Origin of the sequence: Terrimonas ferruginea DSM 30193 (assembly GCF_000425585.1) — a bacterium.
Taxonomy (GTDB): Bacteria; Bacteroidota; Bacteroidia; order Chitinophagales; family Chitinophagaceae; genus Terrimonas; species Terrimonas ferruginea.
The window spans coordinates 336,561-363,351 of the sequence record NZ_KE384398.1 but is presented as its reverse complement, the minus strand read 5'-3'; the positions used below and the strand labels follow the sequence as shown (position 1 = coordinate 363,351).

The 26,791-nt window shown below is 49.0% G+C and carries 22 protein-coding genes and 1 riboswitch; of the genes, 11 read left to right on the top strand and 11 right to left on the bottom strand.

Annotation, left to right across the window (positions count from 1 at the left end):
• Window positions 1-27: 27 nt before the first annotated feature.
• The 6 genes from H608_RS0113680 to H608_RS0113655 form a co-directional block, all read right to left on the bottom strand.
• Window positions 28-2,445 carry an alpha-2-macroglobulin family protein gene (locus tag H608_RS0113680; RefSeq protein WP_028788175.1) on the bottom strand — a complete coding sequence of 806 codons (2,418 nt, stop codon included), beginning with the start codon at window positions 2,443-2,445 and terminating at the stop codon, window positions 28-30.
• A 505-nt stretch (window positions 2,446-2,950) separates the two neighbouring features.
• Complete coding sequence (locus H608_RS0113675; RefSeq protein WP_028788174.1) at window positions 2,951-6,124, bottom strand: efflux RND transporter permease subunit; 3,174 nt, start codon at window positions 6,122-6,124, stop codon at window positions 2,951-2,953.
• Between the two features lie 28 nt (window positions 6,125-6,152).
• Window positions 6,153-7,226, bottom strand: coding sequence for an efflux RND transporter periplasmic adaptor subunit (locus tag H608_RS0113670; RefSeq protein WP_211227067.1), 1,074 nt, complete (start codon window positions 7,224-7,226; stop codon window positions 6,153-6,155).
• Window positions 7,227-7,229: 3 nt separating this feature from the next.
• The gene (locus tag H608_RS0113665; RefSeq protein ID WP_038008434.1) at window positions 7,230-8,588 is read right to left on the bottom strand and encodes a TolC family protein; all 1,359 of its coding nucleotides are present in this window, start codon (window positions 8,586-8,588) and stop codon (window positions 7,230-7,232) included.
• Window positions 8,589-8,625: 37 nt separating this feature from the next.
• Entirely contained in the window at window positions 8,626-9,237 is a 612-nt protein-coding gene (locus tag H608_RS0113660) for a TetR/AcrR family transcriptional regulator (RefSeq protein WP_028788171.1), read from the bottom strand.
• A gap of 64 nt (window positions 9,238-9,301) precedes the next feature.
• The gene (locus tag H608_RS0113655; protein ID WP_028788170.1) at window positions 9,302-9,898 is read right to left on the bottom strand and encodes a TetR/AcrR family transcriptional regulator; all 597 of its coding nucleotides are present in this window, start codon (window positions 9,896-9,898) and stop codon (window positions 9,302-9,304) included.
• Between the two features lie 384 nt (window positions 9,899-10,282).
• Between H608_RS0113655 and H608_RS0113650 the strand changes: the two genes are divergently transcribed.
• Window positions 10,283-10,834, top strand: a complete 552-nt coding sequence (locus tag H608_RS0113650) for a dihydrofolate reductase family protein (RefSeq protein ID WP_028788169.1) — start codon at window positions 10,283-10,285, stop codon at window positions 10,832-10,834.
• A 4-nt stretch (window positions 10,835-10,838) separates the two neighbouring features.
• Here H608_RS0113650 and H608_RS0113645 read toward each other — a convergent pair whose 3' ends face one another.
• Window positions 10,839-11,393, bottom strand: a complete 555-nt coding sequence (locus tag H608_RS0113645; RefSeq protein ID WP_028788168.1) for a thioredoxin family protein — start codon at window positions 11,391-11,393, stop codon at window positions 10,839-10,841.
• A 187-nt stretch (window positions 11,394-11,580) separates the two neighbouring features.
• On the opposite strand from H608_RS0113645, the gene H608_RS0113640 reads away from it, so the two are divergent.
• On the top strand, window positions 11,581-11,823 hold the full coding sequence (locus H608_RS0113640) for a hypothetical protein (RefSeq protein ID WP_028788167.1): 243 nt from the start codon (window positions 11,581-11,583) through the stop codon (window positions 11,821-11,823).
• 55 nt (window positions 11,824-11,878) lie between these two features.
• Entirely contained in the window at window positions 11,879-12,316 is a 438-nt protein-coding gene (locus H608_RS0113635; RefSeq protein WP_028788166.1) for a hypothetical protein, read from the top strand.
• Between the two features lie 116 nt (window positions 12,317-12,432).
• Here H608_RS0113635 and H608_RS24140 read toward each other — a convergent pair whose 3' ends face one another.
• The 3 genes from H608_RS24140 to H608_RS24135 are packed head-to-tail and all read right to left on the bottom strand — an operon-like array spanning window position 12,433 to window position 15,723.
• The gene (locus tag H608_RS24140) at window positions 12,433-12,645 is read right to left on the bottom strand and encodes a cysteine-rich CWC family protein (protein ID WP_071836956.1); all 213 of its coding nucleotides are present in this window, start codon (window positions 12,643-12,645) and stop codon (window positions 12,433-12,435) included.
• 8 nt (window positions 12,646-12,653) lie between these two features.
• The gene (locus H608_RS0113625) at window positions 12,654-13,724 is read right to left on the bottom strand and encodes a DUF5074 domain-containing protein (RefSeq protein WP_028788164.1); all 1,071 of its coding nucleotides are present in this window, start codon (window positions 13,722-13,724) and stop codon (window positions 12,654-12,656) included.
• A 25-nt stretch (window positions 13,725-13,749) separates the two neighbouring features.
• A complete protein-coding gene (locus H608_RS24135) occupies window positions 13,750-15,723 on the bottom strand; it encodes a TonB-dependent receptor plug domain-containing protein (RefSeq protein ID WP_162142882.1) in 1,974 nt (657 codons plus the stop codon).
• 120 nt (window positions 15,724-15,843) lie between these two features.
• Window positions 15,844-16,047: riboswitch (cobalamin riboswitch) on the bottom strand.
• A 210-nt stretch (window positions 16,048-16,257) separates the two neighbouring features.
• On the opposite strand from H608_RS24135, the gene H608_RS23725 reads away from it, so the two are divergent.
• The 8 genes from H608_RS23725 (at window position 16,258) to H608_RS0113580 (ending at window position 25,667) form a co-directional block, all read left to right on the top strand.
• Window positions 16,258-17,388 carry a sensor histidine kinase gene (locus tag H608_RS23725; protein WP_051268318.1) on the top strand — a complete coding sequence of 377 codons (1,131 nt, stop codon included), beginning with the start codon at window positions 16,258-16,260 and terminating at the stop codon, window positions 17,386-17,388.
• 10 nt (window positions 17,389-17,398) lie between these two features.
• Entirely contained in the window at window positions 17,399-18,106 is a 708-nt protein-coding gene (locus tag H608_RS0113610; RefSeq protein WP_051268350.1) for a LytR/AlgR family response regulator transcription factor, read from the top strand.
• A gap of 132 nt (window positions 18,107-18,238) precedes the next feature.
• Window positions 18,239-18,982: a DUF6089 family protein gene (locus H608_RS0113605; RefSeq protein ID WP_028788162.1), complete on the top strand. Its 744-nt coding sequence runs from the start codon at window positions 18,239-18,241 to the stop codon at window positions 18,980-18,982.
• 217 nt (window positions 18,983-19,199) lie between these two features.
• Window positions 19,200-20,558 (top strand): APC family permease, encoded by a 1,359-nt coding sequence (locus tag H608_RS0113600; protein ID WP_028788161.1) that lies wholly within the window; start codon window positions 19,200-19,202, stop codon window positions 20,556-20,558.
• An 8-nt stretch (window positions 20,559-20,566) separates the two neighbouring features.
• A complete protein-coding gene (locus tag H608_RS0113595) occupies window positions 20,567-21,727 on the top strand; it encodes a trans-sulfuration enzyme family protein (RefSeq protein WP_028788160.1) in 1,161 nt (386 codons plus the stop codon).
• A 54-nt stretch (window positions 21,728-21,781) separates the two neighbouring features.
• Window positions 21,782-23,206, top strand: a complete 1,425-nt coding sequence (locus tag H608_RS0113590) for a TolC family protein (protein WP_245565763.1) — start codon at window positions 21,782-21,784, stop codon at window positions 23,204-23,206.
• 16 nt (window positions 23,207-23,222) lie between these two features.
• Complete coding sequence (locus H608_RS0113585; RefSeq protein WP_028788158.1) at window positions 23,223-24,593, top strand: efflux RND transporter periplasmic adaptor subunit; 1,371 nt, start codon at window positions 23,223-23,225, stop codon at window positions 24,591-24,593.
• Window positions 24,594-24,602: 9 nt separating this feature from the next.
• Window positions 24,603-25,667, top strand: a complete 1,065-nt coding sequence (locus tag H608_RS0113580; RefSeq protein ID WP_245565762.1) for an NAD(P)H-dependent glycerol-3-phosphate dehydrogenase — start codon at window positions 24,603-24,605, stop codon at window positions 25,665-25,667.
• On the opposite strand, the gene hemW is transcribed toward H608_RS0113580, so the two are convergent.
• The gene (gene hemW, locus H608_RS0113575) at window positions 25,660-26,790 is read right to left on the bottom strand and encodes a radical SAM family heme chaperone HemW (protein ID WP_028788156.1); all 1,131 of its coding nucleotides are present in this window, start codon (window positions 26,788-26,790) and stop codon (window positions 25,660-25,662) included. The two genes, H608_RS0113580 and hemW, sit on opposite strands and share 8 nt — an antisense overlap.
• Window position 26,791: the final 1 nt, after the last annotated feature.

Here is a 26,791-nt window from a genome sequence, read left to right as displayed (position 1 = left end):
ATTTCGTATTATGTTTGTTAAATTGTATTACCAGTTTATTTCTTTGAGGATCATCCTGCCCCTGGCATCGAATCCCTGGATCAGCAGGCGGTCGTTGTTTAAACCGGTTTCAGGTTTTACGGTCAATACCCGGTTCTTCATGGTTTCTTCCAGATGCAATCCGGGCATCCAGTTCAATAAACGGACGGCCTGTTTTTCTCCCAATGTATAATACAGTTCCTGCGTAACGCTGGTTTTGGAGAAACCAGGCAGCGAAACCGTTTGGGATAATTGACGTCGCTGGAAGTCGCCTCCTTTTTTTGTGTAAATGGCAATAGCGCCGCCGGGGCCGTTGCCCATAGCCAAAACGAAAGGAGGACTGAAAATTTTGATCAATGCAATATCCGACATGGCAACAGAACGAATAGCTGTCGCATCTTCCGCAAGTTGTGATCCTTCAGGAATTTGCTGTGGTATTTCATTCAGAAAAAGTGAGGTCACATGACCCCGCCATCTGACCGGGTCGTAGATCGCATCGGGATTTATTTCCATGCCCGCAACCCTTCCTTGTAAAAAGTGAAATACCGTCATCGAACTAAGGAAAGCAGGATCATTTTCCGGTGTTATCATTCTTGCATTCTCCATGCCATTGAAAAAACCGGAGGAGTATTCGTCATTCAATATCTGTAAAGGTGTACGCGTTTTACTTTTGACCGTTACACCCGCCAGCAGCGTTCCGTCGGCAGAAGTCGCCAGCGAATCCATACGGCGTGCCAGCTCGTTTCCGGACATGGACTGTGTGGTCATGAGACTGGCAAAACGGTATGGATCAACCCGGATGGGTTTGGCATCAACAGGGCTTTTGTCCAACGTTGTTGGCCTGATGGCCAATGTCATTCTGCTTGTTGCCGTTACTTTTTTCGTGCTTTGTATTCTGTATTGTGCATTGGCCGTGTCTTCAAATGCCACATTGTTGAGCTCAAATTTTCCATTCTCATCCGGTACGATGTCGAAAAACTCTTGCAGACCGTTGTGCAGTTTTGCCATCAGCACCATTTTGGTACCGCCCATTTCTTTTTTAAAGCCGTGTGTAAAATGTCCTTTGTAGCTCAATCCCTGCTCAGGTTTCGCGGGTGTTAATGGTTTGGCGGGAGCAAGAATTTCCGCGGGTTTCCATCCATTCCAGTCACTCATCAATAAAAGCGTATTGAGTTCTTCCTGCAAACCGGATGTGCCATCTGGTTGCAACAGTACCGATGGTACCGGACAAGTTATTTCCGATCCAAAAAGAAAGGAGGTGGGAACAACAAAACCAGCCGCGCCGTTTCTGCTTCTCACCGAACGTGCATGCAATAAAAAGCCACTGTGTTGCTGGTCGGCAAAACGCAGATCAACAGCCGGTGTGGCACTGTCGCGCCGGACGGTTGCCTCGATCGTATTCGGTGGCGCTACCAGTTCTGCCGCTCCATGATAAACGAGTCTTGATGCGACCACGTTGTTGGAGGCATCGAGCAATGCAACATAAATTACACCGGGAGTGAGTTCTTTGGTATCGATGAAGCCGCTGGCGATATCGGTTGTTTTAAGATTGAGTTTGGCAAAATAGACCGGACTGTAGAGCTGATGTGCAATCAACTGATAATTGCCGGCACCGGTATAAGGTTCCGTTCTTTTTACGAGATACGTAATGCCTTTCTCATCAATACGGCATTCAAGTCCTGCACCATCTTTCAATACAACGGGTAATGCCTGTTTTTTTTCGGTTATTCCGTCTTTCCAGCGCGCTTCATAGGCATTGTCGAGCGCTTCGAAATTTACGATGGCATAACCTTTTTTGTTGGTAGTAAAATTGGCCACTTTCTGTCCGCGGCTGTCGGTGATATCACCGCTTACCTCATGCGGCCATCCGTGCTCGTCGGTTGCCTGTACCAGCACCTTGTTCATAAAGCCTGCAGGCAATGATCCTCCTTCGGGATAAAAGCGAAGGGTAACAGGCGACTCATTATTATACAAGGCCGAGAGTGTTTTTCCGGATGTTCTTTTATCGGCATGTACGAAAACCTGTATCTCTGCCGCGTTACCGGCGTTCTGTATGCTGGTGCGCGTATAAGCGCGCAAACGCAAAAAGCCGGCGTCGTCTTCTGCTATCTTCCAGGACAACTGCGTATTGTTGCCTTCGAGCCGGAAAATTTTATGCTGTACTACTTTTCCTTTTTCATCGATCAAATCAATATACAATACTTCAGAAGGAAGTTGATTGGCGGCTGTTGAAAACTTGAAGACCTGCAACTTCAACGAATCTCCGGGTTTATAAATTTCGCGGTCAGTTGATAAAAAGAAACGCTCCTGTACGTATTGTTCACTGAATTTTTCGAGCGCTGTACTGAGTTCCTGGGCGGATGATATAACCGGAATGAAGATGAGTGCGAGAAGCACACGAAAGTTGGAAAAGGTTGAATGTTTCATATGCAGTAGTATATTTAAAAATACACAATTTTGATTGCTGGCTACTGCTTTAACATTTCTTTACCATGAGAAATCGAGCCTGGACGTATAACAAGAAGTGGATAAGTCAATGAGGCAATAGGGAATAGTGAATGGTCAATGGTGAATGGTCAATAGTGAATGGTCAATAGTGAATAGATTGCCAGCTTAGCATTTTTACATTCACCATTGACCATTCACTATTCACCGCCCTCACGCCAGGCTCGCTTCGAGACGGATGGGAAAATTAAACGCGCCGCTTACAGGACAGGTACGTTCTGCATTTTCAGCAATGCGTTGAAACGCTTCATTGCTGTGTTGGACTCGCCTGTGTTGGTCTCCCGACCAACACAACTTCTTCGACCATTCCTTCCCCGATCCTGTTGGTCATGAGACCAACAGGGGCTTTTTTCCGTGCTTTGTTTGGATAGTCCCGTCCGTGTTGGTCTCCAGACCAACACGGGGACTTTCTTTCTTATCGTAACCGTTAAATATGTGATGGATCAAATCCCTGTTCACCGTGTTCGACGGGTGTGAATTCTTCCGTCATCAATTCTTCCACCGATTTTTTGTTTTTATTCCTGTTGAACCGTTCGATGAGTTTGTCGAAGATGGCATACATCACCGGCACCACCACGAGCGTCAGGAACAGCGAACTGATCAGGCCGCCGATGATTACCCAGGCCAGGCCGTTTTTCCATTCCGCGCCTGCGCCTTGCGCCAGCGCAATCGGCAACATACCGATCACCATCGCGATCGTGGTCATCAGGATCGGACGGAGACGCGCATGGTTGGCATCGATCAGCGCCTGGTAGGTAGTTGCTCCTTCGGCTTTCCGCTGATTGGTGAAGTCCACCAGGATGATCGCGTTCTTTGCTACCAGACCGATCAGCATAATCAGGCCAAGAATCGTAAAGAGGTTCAGCGAATTGTTCGTCAGTGCCAGCGCCAGGAATGCACCAATGATCGCAAGTGGAATAGAGAACAGCACCACGAACGGATAAATGAAACTGTTATACAGCGCCACCATGATCAGGTATACCAGCATGATCGCTGCCAGCAGTGCGATGCCCATGGAGCCAAAACCTTCACTCTGGTTTTCCATGTCACCACTCCATACATAACTCACGCCAACAGGACGCTGTAGCTTGTCGAACATGGCCTGCCATTCGGTTGCCACCGTACCGGAAGGACGGCCGACCGTTTGTGCCTGTATGGTCACTGAAGTGCTTTTGTCGCGGCGTTCCAACTGACTGGGGCCGCTGCTTTCGCGCACGGTAGCGAATTGGGAAAGACGGATCGCCTGTCCCTGGTCATTGATGAAAAGCAGATTGGCTACATCGTTTATGCTTTGACGGTTAAATTTTTCGTAGCGGATATTGATGTCGTATTCGTATTCACCTTGTCTGAATTTGCCATTGGTATTGCCACTGAAAGCCGTTTGCATCGTACCGCCCACATTGGCCAGTGTGAGACCCAGCGCCGCCATTTTATCACGGTCAACCTGTACGTTGATCTCGGGATTGCCGGCTTCAACAGATAAACGCATTTCGGTAGCACCGGGTACTTTTTTCAGCTCGGCCATGGCCGCATTGGCAAATTTCAATACACTGTCGAGTTCCGGTCCCGTTACCACCAATGCAAGTGGCGCCTGTTCGGCTGTTCCGAGTATGCTTACCGGAACTGTTTTTACTTTCGCACCCACCAATATGTTTTGTAATTCACGTTTTGTTTTTACTGCGTAAATATTGGCTTCATCGTGCCGGTCTGTCTTGGGCACCAATTGCACATTGATCTCCGATTTGTAGGCAGTAGATTGGTTCGCTCCCATACCATCACTGCTTTGTCCAACCGTGGTAATGAGTTTGGTGACTTCTTTTTTTCTTTTCAGAAAATCTTCCGCCTTCCGGGTCATTGCATTGGTTTGTTCGATGGAAGCATCTTTCGGCATTTCAATCTGCACGAGAAATTCACCGCGGTCTGTTTTGGCAAAAAATTCTGCACCGATAAACCCGGCACCCACCAGGTAGAAGGAGCCGAAGAACAATAGCAACATTACACCGAGTGTTGTTTTCTTATGCCCCAGACACCATTTCAATAAATTGGTAATCCAGTTGGTAAAGGCATGCAAGCCCTTTTCGAAACCAACAATGATCTTCCCGAAAAACGTTTTGCCGGTGATCTTTTCCAGTTTACCAAAACGTGAGGAGAGCCAGGGTACGATGGTAAATGAGCTGAGCAATGACAACAGGGTGGCAATGGAAACGGTAACACAGAATTGTTTCAGGATGTCTGCGGCCAGTCCTGTGCTAAGCGCGATAGGAATAAATACCACTACGATTACAAGCGTGATGGAAGTGACGGTAAAACCGATTTCCTTTGTGGCATCATAAGCTGCGCGCACGCGGTTCTTGCCCATTTCCATGTGGCGGTAAATATTTTCCAAAACCACGATCGCATCGTCCACCAGGATACCAACCACCAGTGAAAGCGCCAGCAGCGACATCAGGTTAAGCGAATAACCTAGCAATTGCATACCAATAAATGTGGCGATGAGGGAAGCAGGAATGGCAACCATTACGATCAATGCGTTCCGCACACTGTGCAGGAAGAACAGCATCACGAATGCCACGAGCACAATGGCCAATAAAAGGTCATGTATCACCGCGTCGGCAGATTGTAAGGTATAAACGGAACTGTCGTTGGCGATATCGATCTTCAAACCGGAGCTGGCATAATCTTTTTGCAGTTTTTCAATGCTGGCCGTTACCTGTTTACTCACCGATACGGCGTTTGCATCCGATTGTTTGATGATCTGTAAGGCGATAGAGCTTTGTTCGTTTACACGCGCAAGTTTTTCTACATCCTTTTGCGTATCCTGTACATCGGCGATCTCGCGCAAACGTACCTGCACACCATTTTTATTAAACACCACGAGATTGCGCAGTTCTTCCACGTCTTTGTATTTACCGGCGAGGCGGATAAGAATGTCCTGGTCTCTTGTTTGCACACTACCGGTGGGAAAGTCGAGGTTGGAGCTGAGGATGGCTGTTTGCACCTGCGACAGGGACAAACCGAAACCTTCCAGTTTGGAAGCGTCGATATTTACCTGTACTTCACGTTCCTGTCCGCCAATAAGATTTACTTGTGCCACGCCTGGTACGCGGGACAACACGGGCGCAATGCGTTTGTCGATCAGGTCATAAAAATCCGCTTCGTTGATCTTGCCGGAAGACGATAAGGTCATGATTGGAAGATCATCGAGCGAGAACTTGTTGAGAGAAGGTGGATCCACGTCATCGGGAAGATCACCGAGAATGGCGTTTACCTTTCTTTGTGCATCGTTGAGCGCAAGGTCCACATCGGTACCACTGTTGAGGGTGATGGTGATGATGGAAAGGCTTTCGAACGATTTTGTTTCGAGTTTTTTAATGTTCTCCATCGAAGAAACCGCGTCTTCAATTTTTTTGGAAACGGTATTTTCTACTTCACTGGGAGAAGCGCCGGGATAAACGGTAGTAACCGAAACCACGGACGGAGAAAATTTGGGTAGCAGCTCGTAATTGAGCATGGTATAGCTAAGCAGGCCGCCGAGGATCAGTACGGTAAAAAGTACGATTACGAGTGTGGGCCGCTTAATGGATATTTCTGCAAGTTTCATGAATCAGTTTTTTTAATCAATGCCACGCTTACTTAACAATGGAAATGCGGGTGCCTTCGCTGAGGTTGATCTGTCCGCTGGTAATTACTTTATCGCCCTGGTTGAGGCCTTGTAATACTTCTACGCGATCGCCCAGTACGCGACCGGCCACGATCTGGCGGAGACTGGCGACGCTGTCTTTCACAATAAACACCTGGTTGCTGTTTACGCTGCCCACAAAAGCAGAGCGGGGAATGAGGATCGCGGAGTTGCGGGCCGGCGCGGTAAAGATGGCAGTGCCATACATACCGGCGCGTACCAATTGTTCCGGGTTACTGGTAAGCTCGATTTCCAATGGAAAGTTGAGTGTGTTGTCTGCCTTCGGCGCAATAAAACTGATACGGCCGGTATATTCTTTATCAGGAAATACACTCACGCGGATCTTTGCCTGGTCACCTTCCTTTACCTGTGCGACCACTGCCTCACTCACATTCACCTGCAATTTCAACCGGGAAATATCCACGAGTTCGAACAATTGTGTGCCGGGGGAAACGACTGCGCCCGGTTCGATGAAGCGTTTGTTGACAATGCCATTGATCGAAGATTTAATATAGGTGTCGCTTACTTTGAGACGTGCCTGTGAAAGCCTGGCCTCAGCATTGCTGAGTGCGAGACGTGCCTGGTCGACTTGCTGTTGTGTAACGCCGCCCGTACGGAAGGCATTCTCATAGCGTTGTTTATCGGCCATGGCGTTCTGGTAGGCGGCCTGCGCGCTTTCCACATCCACATTCAATTGATCGGCTTTGATTACGGCGAGTAATTGTCCTTTGCTCACGCGGCTGCCTTCGTCTACCAATACGCGGGTGATGCGGCCGGCATTTTCAGCAGAGAAGTTGAGTTGTTGTACAGGAATGAAATTGCCATTTGCACTAAAATCCTGTTGCAGGGTATCTTGCTGAACAACACTTATTCTCACCGCTACGGCACCGTCTGACTGCGCTACGATGGCCGTCTTTTCTGCGTTCTTTTTTTTGTTATTGACCAGCACCCGCGCTACGGCAACAAAAGCAATAGCTATCACGGCTATAGTAATAATGGTGCGGATGATTGTTTTCTTCTTCATGAGTTAGTTGTTTAACAATGATTTTAAATTTCCTTTTGCTTTAATGAGTTGTATTTCGGCCAGTTTGTAATCGAGCAAAGCGGCGGAGCGGTTATTGTTGGCTTCGGTGAGCGAGGTTTCTGCATCCAGCAGATCGGTGAGAGGAGCCAGTCCGTTGTTATAGTTGTTGCGTGTGTTGTCGAAAACTTTTTGTGCGAGCAACACATTCTCTTCCTGGTTGTTGAGGATGATAATGCTGTTCTTCAATTGTGTTCTCGCGTTCTCGTGTTGGAGGTTGAGACCGAGTGTGGTCTGGTCCATGTCTTCTTTCAGCTTACGCAGTTCCACATCGGCCTGGCGAACCCGCGAGCGGGTGGCAAAACCATTGAACAAAGGAATTTTCAACGATAGACCAATCGAGGCGTAATCAAACCAGTTGATCGCCGGAGCGCCTTTGAAAAGCGGAAACTCATTTCCCAGACCCTGGTAACCATAATTGCCGGAAAGCGACAAAGAAGGATAGTATTCGGACTTGTAAGCTTCCTTCTGGTATTTCAGGAGTTGCTCCTGTTGTTGCAGCAGGCGGTATTCTGTGCGTGCGGAAACATTGACGGTGTCGCGGATCGCGAGTTCGCCCGGTTGGACGCGCGAGAAATCCATCTCGGGGAGTCTGATAGTATCCTGTATCGGCATGCCCATCGCGTACTTCAATTGGTTTTCGCGCAATGTAACCGCATTAAGTAGTTGTTGTTTTTGTGTCTGAAGATTGGCGATGCTTACTTTGATGCGGTCCACATCGATCTGTTTGGCCAGTCCGTTGTCGTATTGACCCTGTATGATGTCTTGAACGCGTTTTGTATTGGAAAGCGTAGTGTCGAGTACGCCGATCTTGTGGCGTTCCACGAGGATCTGATAATAGGCATTGGCTACCTGCTCGATCAATTGCTCTTCGGTAAGCTGTGCATTGATGCGATAAAATTCCTGCGTTGACTTAGCGGCTTTAAGGCCTGTCAGAACGCTTTGATCAAAAAGATTCTGTGAAAGAGAAACGCTGGCACCGGAGTTCCATTTTTGTCCGAAGGCTACCAGCAATGTTTGCCCGGGTTGTCCGGCCAGTTCACCGGGCAAAGCCGTGAGCTGCAGGATTGGGTTGTAATTCAATGAGCCGGTGGCGCTGATCTGTGGTAAAGCGCGTGACTTTACTTCTTCCGTTTTGTAACGGCCTGCTTCAATTTCCAGCCGGGCCTTGCGGGCGTCCTGGCTTGCTTTGAGCGCATAGTTCAATGCGTCCGGAAGCGAGAGTGTTTTTTCCTGCGCCTGCAATTGACCTGCCGATAATAGAAGCAGCAGGGAAAAGAGGGCGGATGAAATACGACGAATCATACAATTGTTGGGTTTATGTCAAAAAGTTATTTGCTGGTCAGATGGCGGCAGCGGCTGTCTGCATATGACATGCTTCGATAGCTGCTTGTCCTTTGGGAGTAGACAAACCACGCAGGTAATGCACAACGAGTTCATCATCGGTGTACCAATCCGGCCGCCTGGGTTCTCTGAGGGCGAGCATCTGTAACAGATCCTGTGCAGCTTTAGCCTGGTAGAGGACCAGTTGTTTTGACCAGTCATCGCGGTAGAGACCTTCACGTTGCCCTCTTTCGAGGTTGAGGCGGAACAGGGAAGGGATGGTGAGGTTGCAGAAGCGGGTATATCGTTTATAAATAGCGGGATGTTGTTTTTGCAAATCCTGTAATAGGCCGCCTTGCAGGCGAAGCAGGAAAAGACGTATTTCCTGCCAGCAATCGAAGGCTTCGTGGATGGCGTCGGGAGCTTGTGCAGAAATGGTAAGGCAGTTTTGCCTGGTCGATTGCAGGAAGGGCAGATAAACGGCGGAAATAAGTTCCTGCTTATCGGTAAACCATATATAAAGTGTTTTCTTGCTAACGCCGAGGCTGCGCGCGATATCCTCCATCGTTACGCTACGGAGACCATGAAGCCCGAACAGGCGGGCCGCTTCGTGGTAGATCAACTCTTGCATGTTAACTTCTATATTTAATTAATATGTTTAACAATTTTGTCAAATCAGGGGCAAAAAAAACTGTTCAGCGAAACAGTATTTTTAAAATGATGGCCTTGCGTTCGGCCAGCATTTGCTGGTATTGTTTATCGGTGTAGCGGAAAACTTTTTTCAGCAGCGGCTGCATTACCTGCGGATAACTGATGAGAGAAAGCATGTTGATGAAGAATTGTACGGGCGGCATTTTATTGATGGTGCCCAGTTTCATTTGTTCTTCTATTTCCGCTAAAAACAATTTCAGTTTGTCGGTTTTCTTGATATCCGTAAGGATTTCGTTTTGTTTTTCCACGTCGTCATTCAGCCGGGACACCATGTAGATATCGAGGTAGGGGTAGTTGCGGGCCTGCTCCATAAATACGTCGATGAAATGTTCTATTTTTTTGCGGAAGTTTTTTTCATCTGCAGTAGCTTCGAGGCGGCTGTCCATCTGGAGGCGCGCATCTTTGAGTACCTGGTCGAACAGTTGATCGCGGGAACGGAAGTAGTAATTTACCAATGTGCGGTTGACACCGGCTGCATCGGCAATTTCCTGGGTAGTGGCTTTGAAACGTCCTTCGGTAAAGAAGAGTTTCTTAGCGGCGTCCTTTATCTGCTGTTCCGTGCGACTGTCTTTTACTGCCATTTTACAATTATGTTTGACAAATTTGTTAAACGCAAAGCTAATCCGGTTGAAGGAAACTGCCAAAAGAAAGTTGGGTGAATCGGTGAATAGGTCAATAAGTGAATGGGAAATAGTGAGTTGCGGCGTCAATGTTATCACCGGAGTATTGGAGGAAAAGGGCAACAGGTCGTTCAGTGAATCAGTCAATCAGTGAATGAATAACTTACTACTTATAACGGCTGTTTTTTCATTTTAAATAAAAGGTCATAAGTATTGACTCCTGCTTCATCGTTTAATTTCCGGATCCGGTAAGAGTATCTTTTTTTAAAGTCCGATTGGCCGTAATCTTGCGCGCAATTATAAGCCTGCAGTCTTAACCTTACTTAAACATATAACTTGTCCTTTATGCGGAAAATAATTCTCGACCTGGCAGTTTCTCTCGACGGCTTCATTGAAGATGAAAACGGCGAAATCGATTGGTGTATCCTCGACGAGGAAGTATTGGAAGAACTGTTGAAACTGGCTTCCCGGATCGACACTGTTCTTTATGGGCGTATCAGCTATGACGGCTACGGCAATTATACACCCGCGGACACTGCCAGTGATTTTGAAAAACAATTCTACTGGCAGATCAACCAGATGCACAAGGTCGTTTTCACACGCAATGAAGATTTCAACGCTCCGGGCGCTACCATCATCCGCGACAATATCAAAGACGCGGTGACGCAACTCAAATCCCGGCCTGGAAAGGATATCTGGTTATTCGGCGGCGCTTCATTGATCAGCGCATTGATCGCTGATGACCTCGTGGATGAATACCGCATAGCCGTGCATCCCGTTGTCCTTGGTACCGGTAAGCCGCTGTTCAGTAATGTAAAAGACCGCATCAATCTCCGCCTTACGCACACGCGTGCATTCAGTTCAGGACTGGTTGGTTTGTATTATCAACGTTCCTGAATGATCAAAGGCTGATCAGCGGAAGCAATTCCTGCTGTTGTTGTCGTCCGTGGTCTTTATTGTACCATTGCTGCAGGGCAGTTTTCACTGTTTCGAAGTCTGCCTTTTCATCGATCAATTGCTGATACAATACCTGGCAATCTGCCGGGCGGGGACCCCAGGTTGCCAGATCTTCACCTGCCGCATTGCGGATGATCAGTTTCGGAATGGATTTACTCGTGCCCGTGAGGTATTTTTCAATCAGGAAAGGCGGCGAATCGCGGAGCTCATAACTCGTGGTCACGAGCGGGTTCAGTGCGGCCATCCGTTCAATGAAAGGAACGCTGTGTGCCGCATCGCCGCACCACGGCTCGGTGATGATGATCCAGTGACGGGGTTCCTTTATGGCCGCCATGGCTTCTTCCACTTCCGGCAGCAACACGCCATGTTTCAGCCAACGGTTCATACGCGACCAGTTCAGGCGCGTATAATCCAGGTAAGCGGGATTATCATAAGGCGGCAATGGCTCGGGAAGGAGCAAAATTTCTTCGAAATATTTCAGGTAATTGCTGAATTCCATTCTTTATCCGGTTTAAGCTGCAAAATTCGTCACCCTGGACGGACTGCATGATGATCTATGTTAAAAAACAACGGGTTGGAAAGATGGTTCACCTGGTTTATATGTTAATTTTTTATGATGCATGGGCTGTAACTAAATCAGCATCCACACGTTTGACGGAAGATAGCTTTAATCGGAAGCTGTTCTCATGCCCCTGTTCATGGAAGAAAACAACCCCTTCTGGCAACTACTTGCCCGACACCTGAGCGGAGAAGCCTCCGCCAGCGAAAAAGAAACACTGCAGCAAATGCTCGCGGATGATCCCGTGCTCCGGCATACGGCGACGGTAGTCGGTGCCGCTTGGAAAAGCCCGGCACTGCCGGATGCTGCCGGTTTGCAGGAGCGGGCATCGTCGCTGCTGGACCGTATCAAAAAAGGAGAAGTGTCCTAAAGGACCGCAATGCCCGGTGACAGGTTTTTCTTATCTTACTGATAAAACCATTACCATGGCGCAAACCTCTGGCAAGCCCTCAGCTTTTCTGTTATTTCCCTGGGGCTTATTATCTATTGTATTAATGCTTACGTTGAACCTCACGCTCAGTGATGGCTGGTTTCGCAGCAACTGGAGCTGGGTGACGTTGGTACTGATTATTCCCGCAGCCATCTTTGAAAATTTCAAGATCGGCTACTCTACCATGCGGATCATGTTCATGAAAGTGATCTATTCCCTGTTATCTTTTTTATTAGTGGGAATGGCATTCGGTGCAGCACTCGCCGGCTGGCATCTCGAACAGTTTCAGCATGTGACCGGCATAGAAAAAATTTCCCTGCCCTGGTACGTATTATTAGCACTGGTAGTAATGCTGGCAATCCAGGTGGCGCAATTGTTCAGTATGCTCAAGGCTGTGAAGCGGGAGTTTATGCAGTTGGATCCTGATCAGTGACCAGTTATAAGTTTTAAGTAATAAGTTATAGGCAAAACAACCGTGGTTCGTGTATACACGAACCACGGTTGTTTCTACGCCATAAACCAGGGCTTTTTAACTTTTGAATTTTGACTTTATAACCCGTGTTTCTCCCGGAACAGGTTCACCTGTTGTTGCAGGTGCTGAAGGCAGGGACGACACAGGCAGTCGCTGTATTTTTGTTCGATCCACGAACGCTGCTCATCGGACAATACAATACCAAAGCATTGGCATTCGGTAATGTTTCCCGGTTTACATTCAAATGCATTTCCGCAACGCGGGCATTTTTTTTGTTCGTGGCAACTCATTTATACATTTAACGGTTAAATGCCACTTTTGTTGGAATCACGCCCGGAGTAGTATTAACGGCGAATTTCTTCCTGCCCGTTTTATCGAAACAAAGCAATTGCCCGGATGATACATAGTCACGTGCATCCGTTACATATACGTCGCCATTTTGCTTATCAATGTCAAGACCATAAGGTGTGGCAATGGCGGTACCATCTGTTACAAAATTTGCACGTGTCTGGGAGAAATCCGCGGTGCTCAACGTACGTACATAAGGCAAACCAATGTAACCGCCGGTTACCCACAACTTGTTGTCGTAATAACGTATACGTCCTGCTGCCGTATCTGCAGTTTTGGCAATCGAGCGGTCCGATATTTTTACTTTCACCAGTCTGGCCGGTATACTACCGTAGTTGCCGGTGCAGCTTACATAAACAAATCCCTGATCATCGGCTGTTACGCTTTGCGGGTTGATCCCTACTTTGATTTTGGTTATTTCGGTCAGCGAATTAACGTTTACCACAGACAGTGTGGAGTCGTAGTTGGGAAAGTTGAGGCCGCCGGAGTTGGCTACATACAGGTTGTCGCCGCTCAGCGCCATTTCTTCGGGATTGGTGCCTACCCGGATGCTGGTGGCAATGTTGAGACTGGTTGTGTCTATCACGGCAACGGTTCCGTCGTAGCAGCTTACAAATACTTTTCCTTTGGCACCTACTGCATAGCGGGGCTCTTTGTTGGTGCTGCCTTCTTTGAAGGCAATACGTTTGATAAAGGTTCCGGTAGCTGCATTCACTACTACCACATCACTTGACACATTCACTACAATGTAGAGTTTGCTTCCGTAGATGGTCATGTCATTGCCGATGCTGCCGAGGCCGGCCTGCGTTGGATTTTGCTGTTGGTAAAAATTACCCGTAAGTGTGTTGCTGCTGAGAGAATAATAGCCGAGTGTGGCATTGTTAGAGCTGCCTTCACTCAGTACATACACACCTTGCGCCGGGGAAAGAACCGGGCCGCCGGGATTTACATCGTCTTTAGAGCAGGAAGCTGCCAGCACCATCAGGGCCAGCGTCCATGGGAGTAGATTTTTCTTTTTCATGTATTTCGCGTTATTCATTTTTTGATTAAAAGTCCACTGACACGCCCGCCCGGAATTGCAAGCCGGGCATCGGGTAGTAGCGGATCACTTCATAGTTTGTATTAAAAAGATTGTTGACTTCTGCAATGGCACGTATACGTTGCTGACCACGATAAGCGAATGTGCGTGCAAGCGACACATCATGGATCAGGAAGCCTTCCACCATATTCTCGCGGATCGGTTCTCCCTGCCTGTAACGATAGGAAGAGAGCAGCAGGTTATATCCCAATGTGTATTTACCGTAATAAACACTCACATTGCCCGAGCCGCTGTGCGCGGGTGCGTAAGGCAACGGCGTTTTGTAAAGCGGTGAAGATGGATTGGTGATATCCAGGGTACGCTGATAGGAATAACTCAGCCGGACAGAAGTACGCCAGTGTTCATTCCATTTTTTATTTCCATAAAGCACGGCATCAATGCCGCGGATATCTGCGGTGCCTACGTTGAGCATGGTCCATTGAAATAAGTTCTGACGCGGCACGGCCACGATCTTGTCGCGGACATAATTATAGTAGGCATCTACACTCGCAGACCAGGTAAAACGGTTGGAAAAATCGCGGCTGGCCCATGCCACACCCAGGTTGTATTGCCGCACATATTCGGGACGCAGATTGGTATTGCCTACTAATGTATAATAGCGGTCGTTGAAAGTAGGTACGCGGAAAATTTCTTTATAAAAAAAACGGACACGCATCGGCCATGCGGCAACGGGTTGATAACTGGCCGCTATGGCAGGTGTGTAGGCTCTCAATATCCGTGGCGTATTGCCTGCTTTTACGCGGTCCTGCAGGTAAGTATGCAGGATGTTTCCCTGTATGTCCAGACGATCCCACCTGGCTTTAAGTGTTGCATTGTTCAGGAAATGATGGCGATCGGGGCTGGGAAAATTTTCGGTGTAGGCATCGCTGCGGCGGAGGGAGGAAAAGGTGAAATCACTTGCGTAGGCCGCCGACAGGATATGATTGAATTCGTAGGTGTAAGCGGCAGATAAATATCCTTCGCGTTGAAAGAAACGGTTTTCAAGGAAACGTTGCGCATTCAGAAAATCAGGATCTGTATAGCGGTTGTAATAATATTGGTATTTCGCATTGATGGCCATGCGGCTTTTCAGCGCAATTCTTTTCTGCCATCCGGCCTGTGCAAAAAATATCTGGTCCTCGAGACGCTGCCGGCTGCGCGTATTGTATAGGATCACTTCGCCGGGAAGTCCGCGGTGGGAGGAGTAATAATAGGCTTTGAAGTTGATGCGGCTGGTATAATTAAAGCGATAGGTGGCGTCGTATTCTGCACGCAGCGCTTTGATATCGGTATTGTTTCGTTTAGCGCGGGAGCCATCCTGTTCGTAGGCATCGAAGCGGTAACTTCCGTCTGCCTGCTGCCATTCGCCGTTGAGTGATTGGGAAAAATGTTTGTTCGCTTTATGCCGCAAGGTAAGCGAAGGATTGAAGAAACCCCAGGAGCCTGCCCGGATACCCGCGGTTGCGCTGGTTGAATCGGCCTGATCGCCGGAAGTTCTCAAGGATAATACGGCAGCACTTGCGTAAGCGCGCGCCGGTTGCAATAAAGCAGGTGGCTGGCTGTTGAACAACACTACTTCGCGCAGGTTGTCCAGGGAGATTTTTCCCAGATCGATCTGTCCGCCCTGCGCGTCACTCATCGGTACCCCGTCATATAAAATACCGGTATGTGAAGCGCCGATACTTCGAACGGATACCGTTTTCAGTCCGCCTATTCCGCCATAGTCCTTTACCAATGTGCCGGCAAAAAAGCGAACGACGTCAGCTACCGACAGGCTGTTGAATTGTATCCATTCTTTTTTATCAAACCGCTGCACCAGCACGGTGGTCAATACCGTGTCTGCGCGGACGGTGCCCGTAACATTCACCGGGCTCAGGGTGTCAGGCGCTTGGGCTGAGGCATAGGTGGTGATTAATCCTGCAAGGATTACAACAACAGCCATGCGGCCCATATTGGCGATATACCTGGTAAGCGGGATCATGAATAAAAACAAAAAGGTAAAAAACAGCAGAAGCGTACCGGCAAAGCGGATAAACCCTGCCAGCCTTTCACCCGAAAGCTCAGCAATGAAATGATGGAGGCAGGTCTTCTGGCTCGCCTTTAACTTGGTTGCCTTCCCGTCCGCCTTCGGCGGACAGTGGCGTAAGAAACCGGTTACCGGGACTTGTGGTCCCATAAGGCTTACAGCTACGGGGATAGCGCCGGATTCTCACCGGACTTCCCTTTTAATCCGCCGTCTGGCGGAACCGTCATCGCTGCAAATGTAGGGAGTAATGAGTATTAAGTAATAAGTTTTAAGTAATAGGTGTAAGGCATTAGGCGTAAGGTGTAAGGCTTAAGGTTGTACATCTTCGCCTTGGTTCGTGTATACACGAACCAAGGCGAAGGGATGACGATTCACCGTTCATCGCGACAATTGCTTTTTTCACCGACACCTTCCCGGCTCACTGTTTTTAATTATCTTTCTTTACTCCACATGAAACGTTCGTGGCTTACCATATCAGCGCATATCGCCGGCTGGTTATTTTTCTTCAGTCTCGTTGCCGGTTTTGTTAACGGCACAGGACAAGACGCATGGCCCGGTATGCTTTTTTCCAAAAGCTTCCTGGGCTTCAGTTTGCTGTACCTGCTTCTTTTTTACCTGAACACATTTGTACTCATCCCTTTTATTTATTTACGGGGAAAATATATACTGTATGCACTTGTGTCTGTGGGACTACTGGCCGCCATCATGTATTTTAAACCGTTCGACAAGCTGATGACCATTAACCGGAACGAACGTGCCGATATGCCCGGACCTCCACCAGGCCAGATGCCGGCCCCACCACCACCGCAATGGGAAAACAAACCGGGGCCGCAAATGCCGTCGCGCAACGAGCCGCCGCAAAACAGACGACCCGGAAAAACCGATATCGTCAGCACCATTTTGTTTCTGGCCGTATGGTCACTCGGCCTCGCAATCTGTATCATCCGCCAATGGCGGATTACGGAGAAAAAAATGCTACAAGCCGAAGCCGACCGCGCCAATGCCGAGCTGTCGTTTCTCAAAGCACAAATCAACCCTCATTTTCTTTTCAACACACTCAATAATATTTATTCCCTCGCCGTTACGGGTAGCGAACACACCGCACTCAGCGTCATGAAACTTTCCAACATCATGCGCTACCTCACCGATGATGTGCGCGCAGATTTTGTATGGCTCGAAGATGAACTGGATTTCCTGCGCGACTATATCGATCTGCAAAAACTCAGGCTGGGCGCCAATACAGAAGTGCGGTTGATCACGGCAGGCGAGGTGGCCGGTAAACGTATTGTCCCGCTGATCCTTGTCGCTTTTGTGGAAAACGTATTCAAGTATGGCGTAAGTAAACAACAGGCCTCCGTGATCACGATCAGCATAGAGGTGAAGGACAACCGGTTATTTTTTCATACAGACAATCCGCTTTTCCCCGATAAAAAAGAACAGGTAAGCACCGGTATCGGAATCGAGAACACAAGACAGCGTCTCCAACATCTTTATCAACACCAATATACTTTGTCGGTTGGAGAACAAAACGGAAGATTTGTGGTAGATCTCGAATTGCCGGTACCCGGATCGCTAGCGTAAACTAATGCCCATGCCCCTGAAGTGTGTTGCCATAGATGATGAGCCGCTTGCCTTGCAATTGATCCGCGAGTATGTAAGTCGTGTCGACGGCTTGCAGTTGATACAAACATTTGAAGATGCGGTTGCGGGTAGCGAGTTTATCCGCAATAACGGGATAGACCTGCTTTTCATCGATATCAACATGCCCGATGTAAATGGTCTCGCCGTGGTGCGGGCACTCGAAAAAAAACCGATGATCATTTTTACCACGGCCTACCGGCAGTTTGCTTTCGAAGGGTTTGAACTGGATGCGGTGGATTACCTCGTAAAGCCGATCAGCTTCGAACGGTTTTCGCGCGCTGTACGCAAAGCGCGGGAGTTTGATCACTACCGCCGCCGCGCGCTGTCGGATGCAGATGACAGCCTCTTTGTTTATGCCGGTTATCAATTGTTGAAAATTCCTTTTGCTTCCATCCGCTACCTGGAAAGCATGGAAGATTATGTACGCGTACACCGTGACAACGACAAGCCCGTACTCACGTTGATGACGCTTAAGTCCATCCTGGAAAAATTACCTGCCGACCGTTTCAGGCGTATTCACCGCAGCTATATCGTGGCTTTCGATCATATCAGTGGTATACAGGGACGCAAACTGCGATTAATGTCCGGTGAAGAACTGCCTGTCAGTGATAGTTATACCAACGTGGTCGATGAATGGAAACGTTACCGCGACTTATAGGCTCTCACATTTTTTTAACAGTCCGTCCGAAATGAAAAAGCGGATAGCGCGTTATGTGATTGCACGTTGACCTTTGGCCTTATTCTCACCAACTGCTGCTTCATTCCTTTTTACTGGCAAAAACACACACCAATGAAAAACATCTTCAGCGGAGCAGCCATCTTATGTCTGGCTGTATCCGGCACGGCCTCACACGCGCAGCTCAGCAATGTGCCCCGCTTTCAACTCGGCGTTTCCGCCGGAGCGTTCATTTACCAGGGCGATCTTACACCGTCGGATATCGGTTCTTACCGTACCGCAAAGCCTGCCTTACAATTAACCGCCGCTAAGTTATTCAGCCGTTCTCTTTCGCTGAAAGGAGTATTCAGTTTTGGTGCACTGCAGGGCGATGATTCACGCTATGCACATCCCGAATACCGCCGCGAACGCAATTTCTATTTTCAATCACCCGTTGCCGAAGTGGCTGTCCAGGGCGAATGGGCACCGCTTGGCACCAACTACCGGGAGAGAGGTTTTTCTCCTTATATATCGGCCGGTATCGGTTATTCTTTTTTGCATGTAAAACGCGATTACAGCCGGATGAATGTGGCTTATTTCGGCGCGGAGTCTGACCTGATGCCGCGCCTTGCGGAAGATGCCGCCACTTCACCTCCACGCGGTGTGGTCACCATTCCCGTGAGTGTAGGCGCACGGTATTATTTAAACGACAGGTGGGGGGTAAGCCTCGAAACAAATTACCGCATCACATCTTCCGATTATATCGATGGGTTCAGCCGCTCCGCCAATCCATCACGCAATGATCATTTTTATAGTCATACAGTGGGAGTGGTTTACCGGATAGGGAAGAAGAATATGTATGGCTGTCCGACTTACTAAGTCAAAATTCAAAAATTCAGTCCTGAAGTCTCGGCGTGAATTGTCAATGGTGAATAAGTGAATAGTGAATGGTGAATAGTGAATCACGAACCATGATGAGGATGTACAACCTTACACCTTACGCCTTACACCCTACGCCTTTTACCTTAGCCTTACACGCCCGCAGGAAATTAATGGACGCTGTGCGGCGAATGCTTCGTTTTGGTATCTTCATTGCATGACATCCAAAAATAAGCTGAGCCGTTTCGACCTGACCATGATCGTGGTCAGTCTTGTTATCGGCATGGGCATCTTCCGCAGTTCCTTCAATGTGGCAATGGAAGCGCAAAGTCCCTGGATCTTTTTTGCGGCCTGGTTGTTTGGTGGCCTCATCGCCTTATTCGGTGCGCTTACTTTTGCCGAGATCGGCAGCCGCTACCCGGTGATGGGCGGGTTCTACAAAATTTATTCTTATTGTTACCACCCCGCGCTGGCGTTCATGATCAATTGCATTATCCTGATCTCCAATGCTGCATCGGTAAGCGCAGTGGCGTTGATCGGCGCCGGTTATCTCAAAGGTATTTTGCCGCAGCAATGGCAAACGGATAATGTGGTACAGATTGTAGCACTTGCAGCCGTGATCGTTTTTTTCTTTGTCAATTACCTCGGCTTCCGCATGAGCGTGCGCACGCAGAATATACTCATGGTGATCAAGATCGGCATCGTCTTATTTATTTGCGCCGGATTGTTCTGGCCCGGTGCCGAACCAACTACCACTTCGCGTCTTACTGCCCCTTCGGGCGCCTGGGATACCATCAAAATGTTTGGCGCCGCATTGATCGCCGTATCGTTCACCTACGGCGGCTATCAGCAAACGATCAATTTCGGCGGTGAAGTAAACAATCCGCAACGCACTATTCCGCGCTCCATCTTCTGGGGTATCGGGATCATCGTTACACTTTATTTCCTGACCAATCTTGCCTATTACCATGTATTGGGTTTTGATGGTATTGTGTATAATGATGCGGGCCTTCCGTCCAAAAATGACCTGGCCGCGCGGCATGTGCAACAAATGGTAGGCCCTACCGGTTATACGATCATGAGCGGGCTGCTTTTTTTTGCGGTGCTGGCTTATGTCAACATCGGCCTGATGAGTAACCCGCGCGTGATGTATGCCATGGCCGATGAAAAAGTGTTGCCCTCTTTTTTAAAGAAAACGAATGAGCGCACTCACGTGCTGACCGTGGCTTTGCCCGTATTTGCAGCAGTGGCGGTCATCACGCTTTTTTTTGCCGAATCATTTGATACCATCGTCAACTGGGTGATCTTTCTCGATTCCATCGGGCTGGCCACCGCGGTAGGTTCCATTTTTATTTTACGGAAAAAAACAAAACATCTCGATGGCACCGGCATTTATAAAATGAAGTTGTACCCGCTGATGCCCGTTATTTATATCCTTGCTTATATTTTTGTAGCCATAAGTTGTGCGATCAAAGATCCTTCGGGTACGGGATACGGCTTACTTTTGTTCTTCGGATTTTATCCTCTTTACCTGCTGAGCAGGCGGCTCAACCGCAAGCCGGCTGAAAACAACTGATCAACCCCATGGATCTTTCATCAATCATCAATGAACTCGGCGAAGACCGCTCGCTTTACTTCAATACCGTAGCACCGCCCATTGCACAGGCCAGTAATTTTGCTTTTGATAAAGTAGCAGACATGGAAAAAGTGTTTGCCGACGAGATGAGTGGCTATGTTTACAGCAGGGGACGCAATCCAACGATCGACATTCTTCGCAAAAAACTGGCGGCACTCGACGGAGCAGAAGATTGCCTCGTGCTCAACAGCGGCGCCGCCGCCATTTTTGCCGGCGTGCTGCCTTTCGTCAGTTCCGGTGATCACATCGTTTCCGTAAAAGAACCCTATAGTTGGGCGCGTAAATTATTCGACCTGATCTTACCGCGTTTCGGCATTACCACCACCTATGTCGATGGCGGCACGGTCGATTCCTGGAAAAATGCCACGCAGGACAACACAAAATTCTATTACCTCGAATCACCCAATAGCTGGAACTATGCCATTCAACCCATCGGAGAAGTAGCCACTTTCGCTAAAAGCCGGGGCATTGTGACGATGATCGATAACAGTTATTGTACGCCTTTGTACCAACCCGTGATCGGCATGGGCATCGACCTGGCCATGCAGACCGCCACCAAATACATCGGGGGACACAGCGATACACTAGGTGGTGTGCTCACCGGTTCGCACGCCCTCATTAAAAAGATCTTCGATACGGAATTCCTGGCCATCGGCAGCGGACTGCAACCCTTTAATGCCTGGTTACTGCTGCGGGGCCTGCGTACCTTACCATTGCGGTTGCAACGGGTAGAAGCTTCCACGCAAACCGTGCTGGCTTTTCTCCAACAACATCCGCGGGTTAAAAACCTCCTGTTCCCCTTCGATCCCACTTTCCCGCAGCACGAACTGGCCCGCAAACAGATGAAAGCCGCGCTGGGGCTGATCACCATCGAGCTGGATGTGCCCGACAGGGAATCGGTTGTCCGTTTTTGCGAAGCGCTGAAACATATCCTGATGGCGGTAAGCTGGGGCGGGCATGAAAGCCTGGTCATTCCTAAATGTGCCGGTATTCCGGCGGCAGATTTCGACGTATCCAACCCTGAACATCGATGGGTGCGGCTATACGTAGGGCTGGAAGAACCGGACTATCTTATCAACGACCTGAAACAGGCGTTTGACGCCATCTGAGCCCGCTTATCAAAAATCAACAGGGCCGACCATCTTTTCAGTTATTTTTGTTGCATGATGTTACGCGGGATAAAACTGCTGCTGCTATTGTGTTGCAGCTCACTGGTAATGGCCCAGAAATGGAGTCTGCGGCAGTGCGTGGAATATGCCATGGATAAAAGTATCTCCGTGCGCCAGGCTGATGTACAGGCCCGCATCGACGCGCTTACCCTGGAGCAAAGCAAGCTGGCCCGCCTGCCCTCGGCAAGTATGCAGAACAACGGCGGTTATCAGTTCGGCCGCTCGATCGATCCTACCAGCAACCAGTTTACCACGGCGGAAATTCTTTTTGCCAATCATTCCCTCAATATCGGACTCGATCTTTTCAATTGGTTCAGTAAAAAAAACACCGTCATTGCCAACACGTATCGCGCGGAAGCGGCACGTGCCGGCGTGGAGAAAGCACGCAGTGATATTGCACTCAATGTGGCCAATGCCTATCTGCAAATATTGCTGAGCCGCGAACAGATCAACATCAGCGAGGTACAGGTAAAGCAAAGTAAAGAGCAGGTCGATAACATAAGCAAGCAGGTTAAGGAAGGTGCATTGCCCGAATTGAACCTGATGGAAATGGAAGCGCAACTGTCCAATGACAGTGCCACACTGATCAATGCGCAGGCTAATTACGGCCTGTCCGTATTACAATTAAAAGCCTTACTCAACATCGAAGCCGATGTTCCGTTTGAAGTGGAAGAGCCTTCGGTTGAAAGCATTCCGGTGGAAACGCTTTCCGAACTGGAGCCCGCAGCCGTATACGAACTTGCGGTGAAGAACATGCCGCAGCAAAAGATCAACGAACTCAACCTGAAAGCCGCCATTAAAAATGTATCGGTGCAGAAGGCGGCCATGTACCCGTCACTTACCTTGTTCGGCGGACTGGATACACGTTATTCCAATGCGGAAAGATTGTACGCTTCGGCCTTCACCAATACGTTTGTGCCGATCGGCCGCACACCAACGGGTGAGATCGTAACCACACTCGACGAACGGTTGGTGCCGACCACTTTTTCAAAAAATACTTATTTCCGCCAGATCAATAACAACTTTGGCCAGTCGGTTGGCTTAAGCCTGAATATTCCCATTTTTAACGCAGGCATTGCCCGCACCAACTGGCGCAAAGCAAAGCTGAATGTAGAGTCGGTTGAATTACAGAAAGAGCTGGACGGGCAAACATTGAAGCAGGATATTTACCAGGCACACCTGAATGCCGTAGCGGCCCTGCAAAAGTTTCAGGCGAGCCAGAAAGCGGTGGCTACCTCGCAGAAAGCGTATGAATTTGCCCGCAAGCGATTTGATGTCGGCCTGCTCAATTCCATCGACCTGATTACAAACCAGAATAATTTTTTCCGTGCGCGGATCAATCTGCTGTCGGCTCAGTACGATTATGTGTTCAAGATGAAACTGCTGGAGTTTTACAAAGGACAGGGGTTGAAATTATAATTGAAAAAAACGTCTGATGAAAAAGACCTGGAAATGGATCCTGATCATTGCCGCTGTATTGCTGGCTGTCATTGTTGGGAGTAAAATTTTTTTCCCGAAAGACAACAGCCAGAAAGTGGCGGTTGAAAAAGTAGTGCGCCGTACCATCGTGGAAACGGTGACGGCCAGCGGGCAGATTTATCCCGAAGTGGAAGTAAAGATCAGTCCGGATATTTCCGGTGAGGTAACGGACCTGAACGTGCAGGAAGGCGACAGTGTGAAAAAAGGGCAGGTGCTTGCACGCATTTATGCCGACATCACTGCGCTGCAGCGCGACGAAGCCGCTTCACGCGTAAGCCAGTCGCAGGCCACGGTAGCCAACAGCCAGGCCGCATTGCAGGCGCTCGATGCCTCCGTAACGCAGGCCCGCCAGGCATATGACCGTAATAAAAAACTTTACAACGAAAAAGTGATCTCGCAATCCGAACTCGAGCAATATGAAACCACTTTGCGCACCGCCACCGCCAACTACGAAGCGGCGAAAGAAAACATCCGCAGCCTGCAGGCCGGCGTACGCGTTTCGCAAACCGGATTGACATCGGCCAATAAAAATCTCGAACGCGCTACCATCGTGGCGCCGATGAACGGCGTCATCTCTTCACTCAGTATTAAAAAAGGAGAACGCGTGGTAGGTACTGCGCAGATGGCCGGTACGGAAATGATGACCGTTGCCGATATGTCTGTGCTCGAAGTGCGCGTGGACGTGGGGGAAAATGATATCGTAAAAGTAAGTATCGGCGACTCGGCTGATGTATCCGTTGACGCTTACAACCGCCGCAAGTTCCGCGGCATCGTTACACAGATTGCCAGCAGCACCAAGAGCGGCGCCACCGGCATCAGCACTTCCACCACGGATGTAACGAACTACGAAGTGAGAATACGCCTGGATAAATCTTCTTATGAAGACCTGGTTGATCCGGCCAACCCCAAGAAATTTCCTTTCCGCCCGGGTATGAATGCCAATGCGGATATCAAAACCAAACGGGTAGCCAATGTACTCGCCGTTCCCATCGCTTCCGTCAACGTGCGCACCAAAGGCACGGACCAGAGCATGGAAGACCGCAAAAAGGAAAAAGAACAATCGAAAGCCGATGACAATGGCACCACTGCGACACCCGCTACCGCCGATGATGACATGGAAGAAGTGGTGTTCACCGTGCAGGAGGATGGTTCGGTTAAAAAACAGGTGGTCCGCTCGGGTATCCAGGATGCCAACTATATCGAAATACTTTCCGGACTGAAAGGCGGGGAGCAGATCGTAACGGCGCCCTATACCACCATCAGTGAAATACTCAAAGACGGCATGAAGGTGAAAGTGGTGCCCAAGGAAGAACTCTTCAAGAAGTAATCTTGTATCTTGCAGGCAAATTCTGCAGGGTTGACACACACATTTGCTATCATCGGCGGCGGTAGCTGGGCAACAGCACTCGCCAAAATCCTTACCGATAACGGCCACCATATCCATTGGTGGATCCGCAACACAGAAACGATTGACTACATGCGTCAACGCGGACACAATCCGCATTATCTCAGTTCCGTCAATTTCGATAAAACCCGCTTCAGTTTATATCCGGAGATCGGGCAAGCCATTGCACAGGCCAACACACTGATCGTTGGCGTGCCGTCGGCTTATATCCGCGAAAGCTTTGCTGCATTGAAACCGGAAGACCTGGCCGCCAAGAAAATCGTATCCGCCATCAAAGGACTGATCCCGGGCGAAGACATTCTGCTCAACGAATACCTCGAGCGTGAATTCGATGTGCAACTGTCCGATTATTTTGCCGTACTCGGTCCCTGCCACGCAGAAGAAGTGGCGGGCGAAAAATTATCCTACCTCACCTTCTCCGGTGTAGACCTTACCACCACAAGGCAACTGGCCGCGCATTTCTCTACTCCCTACATCAATACCGTTGTTAACGGGGATATCCTGGGCGTGCAGTATGCTGCCGTGCTGAAAAATATTTATGCCTTGGGCGCGGGTATCGCGCGCGGTCTCGAATACGGGGATAATTTCCTCAGCGTATTCATTGCCAACTGTGCCGATGAGATGGCCGGTTTCCTGAAAAAATTCGGAGCCGAGCACATTGTGGTGGGCGAGCACGAAGAAGAAGATCCGGTTACACATCGGAAATCCTCCAACTATGCAGCGTCGGTCTACCTCGGCGATCTGCTGGTGACCTGCTATTCATTGTTTAGCCGCAACCGCACATTCGGACAAATGATCGGCAAAGGTTATTCCGTACAGGCAGCGCAATTGGAAATGAACATGGTGGCGGAAGGCTATCATGCCGCCAAATGCATTTATAACATCAACAGAAAAGTAGGTGCGGAAATGCCGATTGCAGAGACGGTGTACCAGATCGTGTGGAACCAGGTAAAACCATCCGAAGGTTTCCGCCAGATCGAGCAGTCGCTTATTTGATTTCTTCGAAAAAAAGATCGGCAGCAATGCCATCCGCGAGTAAACGGCCTTCATCGGTAAGGCGTAACTTGTTCTCCTGCGCTACCAGGTGTCCTGCATCGATATGGCGTTGTGCCGCTTTCAGTAATTGCGTTTTTTCCAAAGAAGGAATATGGGAAAGATCCAGCCCGTCTGCGGTGCGCAAGGCAATCATGATCCGTTCATTCAGTTGTTGTACGCCGGTTAGTTCCTCTTTTTCGAAAGGAATAAGTCCTTCCTGCAGCGAACGGATATAGGCCTGGTTATTGGCGATGTTCCACCAGCGGCTTTTTCCATCAAACGAATGTGCGGATGGCCCCAGCCCGATATAGGATTTGCCCTGCCAATAGGCGGAATTGTGCCGGCTGCGATATCCCGGCCGCGCAAAGTTGGAGATCTCATAATGTTCGTAACCGTTTTCTTTTGCCCATTGCATGAGGTAAAGAAAATGCCTTGATTGTTTATCGGGGTCCACATCCGGCACTTTGCCGGCACGGATCATTTTATTGAGCGGAGTCTGCGGTTCCACCGTTAACGCATAACAGGATAAATGGGGAATGTTCAGCGCTTTGGCCTGTTCAAGATCCTGGTGCCATTGTTCATCCGAAAGTCCCGGTCCTCCGTAAATAAGATCGATGGTGATGTTGTTGAAATATTCCCGGGCCTTTTTAACCTGCTCGAGTGCCTGTTTGGCCGTGTGTGCGCGGTTCATCCAGCGAAGTTCTTCTTCAAAAAAACTCTGTACGCCGATGCTGAGGCGGTTGATGCCTGCATCACGCCATTCTTTCAATCTTTCCTCTGAAATATCATCCGGATTTACTTCCAATGTAATTTCTGCATCCGGATCTACGTTAAAGTGGCCGCGGACCGCAGTCAGCAATTGCGTAAGCTCGGCAAGGGTGAGCAAACTGGGCGTGCCGCCGCCAAAATAGATGGTGTGAACGGCTTCGCCGGGAGGAAAGGGAAATTGTTCCGCCGCCAGCCGCGCCTCTTCCTGCAACGCAGCCACCAGTTCGGGCTTGTAATGCAGCGAAGTACTGAAATGAAAATTGCAATAGTGACAGGCCTGTTTGCAGAAAGGAATATGAAGATAAATACCAGCCAAG